4 protein-coding genes are annotated in these 2925 nt (G+C 70.4%); all 4 read left to right on the top strand.

Annotated elements, in window-relative coordinates:
- Window positions 1-306, top strand: a 306-nt coding sequence (locus tag F9K34_RS18195) for an SPOR domain-containing protein (RefSeq protein WP_291338519.1), incomplete at its 5' end; no start/stop codon positions are given.
- An 18-nt stretch (window positions 307-324) separates the two neighbouring features.
- The gene (locus tag F9K34_RS18190; RefSeq protein WP_291338518.1) at window positions 325-1470 is read left to right on the top strand and encodes a D-alanyl-D-alanine carboxypeptidase family protein; all 1146 of its coding nucleotides are present in this window, start codon (window positions 325-327) and stop codon (window positions 1468-1470) included.
- A gap of 23 nt (window positions 1471-1493) precedes the next feature.
- On the top strand, window positions 1494-2105 hold the full coding sequence (gene tmk / locus F9K34_RS18185; protein ID WP_291338520.1) for a dTMP kinase: 612 nt from the start codon (window positions 1494-1496) through the stop codon (window positions 2103-2105).
- Window positions 2102-2925, top strand: an 824-nt coding sequence (locus tag F9K34_RS18180) for a DNA polymerase III subunit delta' (protein ID WP_291338517.1), incomplete at its 3' end; no start/stop codon positions are given. The genes tmk and F9K34_RS18180, both read left to right, overlap by 4 nt.

Here is a 2925-nt window from a genome sequence, read left to right as displayed (position 1 = left end):
GCCCAGGCCGCACCGCAGGCGGTCGCCGCCGCGCCGGCTGCCACGGCTCCCACGGCCGCCCCGCCGGCGGCGATCAAGCGCGGCTATATCCAGATCGGCATCTTCAGCACCGAGGCCAATGCGAACCACGCGGCCGCACAGATGAAGGATGCCGGCATGACCGCGACCATCCGCCCCGATCAGGGTGCCGGCAAGACCTATTGGCGCGTGATCGTCGGCCCGGCCGCCTCGGTCGCGGAGCGCGATGCGCTCGTGGCCCGGGTGAAGGGAATCGGCTACCCCGACGCCTATCCCGTCTCGAACTGAGAGGAGCCCCGACATCGCATGGTCAGAGCCGCCATCATCCTTGCCTTCGCCCTTCTCGCGGCCCTTCCCGCGCGTGCCTTCGACACGCTTGCCGGCGCCGCCTGGGTCTACGACATGGAGACCGGGACGGTCCTCCTGTCGAAGAACGCCGATGAACCGCTGCCACCGGCCTCGATGTCCAAGCTCATGACGCTGAACATGCTCTTCGAGGCGCTGAAGGACGGGCGGGTGCGGCTCGACGATACCTTTGCGGTCTCGTCGAGGGCGCGCGCCATGGGCGGCTCGACGATGTTCCTGAACGAGACCGACCGGCCGACGGTCGAGGAGCTGATCAAGGGGATCATCGTCAACTCCGGCAACGACGCCTGCGTCGTGGTGGCGGAGGGGCTCGCCGGCAGCGAGGAAGAATTCGCCAAGAAGATGAACGAGCGCGCCCGCGCAATCGGCATGACGAAATCGACCTTCGCAAACTCCTCCGGCTGGCCGCACCCGAACCAGCGGATGAGCATGCACGACCTCGGGGTGCTCGCGGTGCGGCTCATCGCCGAGTTCCCCGAATACTATGGCTACTTCGCGCTGACGGAGTTCGAACACGACGGCCGCGCGCCGGACAACCGCTTCAACCGCAATCCGCTTCTGTCCATGGGGATCGGGGCGGACGGGCTCAAGACCGGCCACACCGAGGAGGCGGGCTTCGGCCTCGTCGGATCGGCGGTCCAGGGCGGGCGGCGCATCGTCTTCGTGGTGAGCGGGCTCAGGGACGCGACGGAACGGGCAGAGGAGTCGCAGCGCATCGCGACCTGGGCCTTTCGCGAATTCGCGCTGAAGACGATCGCCCCGGCGGGCAGCCGGATCGCGGAGGCCGATGTCTGGCTCGGCGCGGCCTCGCGCGTGGGGCTGGTGGCCGAGCAGGACGTCCGGATTCTCCTGCCCTCGCTCGCGCGCGACGGGCTGAAGGGCGAGGTCGTCTATACCGGACCGGTGGAGGCGCCGATCGAGGCCGGCCAGAAACTCGCCGATCTTGTCATCGCGGTGCCGGACATGGAGCCGGTGACGGTGCCGCTCGTCGCCGAGCAGGCGGTGGCCAAGGGCGGCTTCTCGACCCGGCTTCGCACCGCCTTCGGCAGGGTGGCCACGCGCGTCATGGCCGAAGTCGGAAGCTGACGGTGGCGGGCCGGTCCGGGACGATGTTCATCACCTTCGAGGGGATCGACGGATCGGGCAAGTCCACCCAGGCGCGGCTTCTCGCCGAGCATCTCCGCGCGAGGGGCCATGAGGTCGTGCTGACGCGGGAGCCCGGCGGATCGCCGGGCGCGGAGGAGATCCGCCGGCTGGTGCTCGAAGGCGACCCCGAGCGCTGGTCGGCCGAGACCGAGATCCTTCTGTTCACCGCGGCGCGGCGCGACCATCTGGAGCGGGTGATCGAGCCTGCGCTCGCCGCCGGGAAGGTCGTAATCTCGGACCGCTTCGCCGATTCGACCCGAATGTATCAGGGCCTGTCGCGCGGCGACCTGCGCGGCGTGGTGGACAGGCTCCACGCGCTGATGATCGGTCGCGAACCCGACCTCACCTTCGTCATCGACATGGACCCGGACCTTGGCCTTGCCCGCGCCAGGGCCCGCAACGGGACGGAGGAGCGGTTCGAGGATTTCGGCGCGGACCTCCAGCGGAAGATGCGCGCGGGCTTCGTCGCGCTCGCCGCCGAGTTTCCCGGCCGTTGCCGGTTGATCGACGGCAACCGGCCGGCAGAGACCGTGGCGGCCGAGGTCGCGGCGGTGGCCGACAGGGCGCTCGCGTGAGCGACGACGCGATCCCCGAACCCGACCGGGTGGAGGGCGCGCGGCATCCGCGCGACACCGTCCGCCTCATCGGGCAGGAAGCGGCGGAGACTGCCTTCCTCGACGCCTATGCCGCCGGGCGGCTTCATCACGCCTGGCTCCTGACCGGCCCCCTCGGGGTCGGCAAGGCGACGCTCGCCTGGCGGATCGCGCGGTTCCTCCTCGCCACGCCGGAGGACGCGGGCGGGGGCCTCTTCGGCGATGCGCCGACCGCGCCGGAGAGCCTCGACGTCGACCCGGCGCATCCCGTGGCCCGGCGCCTTCACGCCGGTTCCGAAGGCCGACTCTTCGTGCTCCGACGCGCCTGGGACGAGGAGAGGAAGCGGCTGAAGACGGTGATCACCGTCGACGAGGTGCGCCGTCTCGCGGGCTTCCTGCATCTGTCCGCGCCCGATGGCGGGCGGCGCGCCGTGATCGTCGATCCGGCAGACGAGATGAACGCGGCGGCCGCCAACGCGTTGCTGAAGATGCTCGAGGAACCGCCCCCTGGCGTGACCTTCCTTCTCGTGAGCCACCAGCCATCGCGGCTCCTGCCGACGATCCGCTCGCGCTGCCGCGAACTCAGGCTCTCCGCGCTGTCGCCCGCCGATCTCGCGGCCGCCATCGCGGCGGCAGGCGCGACGGCCGACGACGGGGCCGGCCTCGCGGTGCTTGCCGGCGGCTCGGTGGGTGAGGCGATCGCGTACTCGCGTCAGATGTACGAGATCACGCTGGCACGTAACCCGTCGCTGTCAATCCCAAACCTGGATTTCAGCGGTGCACCGTGTGGCATCGACGTGCG

Source organism: Albidovulum sp., from assembly GCF_008933605.1.
Classification (GTDB): Bacteria; Pseudomonadota; Alphaproteobacteria; order Rhodobacterales; family Rhodobacteraceae; genus Albidovulum.
The sequence above is the reverse complement of the archived record's forward strand: the minus strand, read 5'-3'. Positions and strand labels throughout refer to the sequence as shown.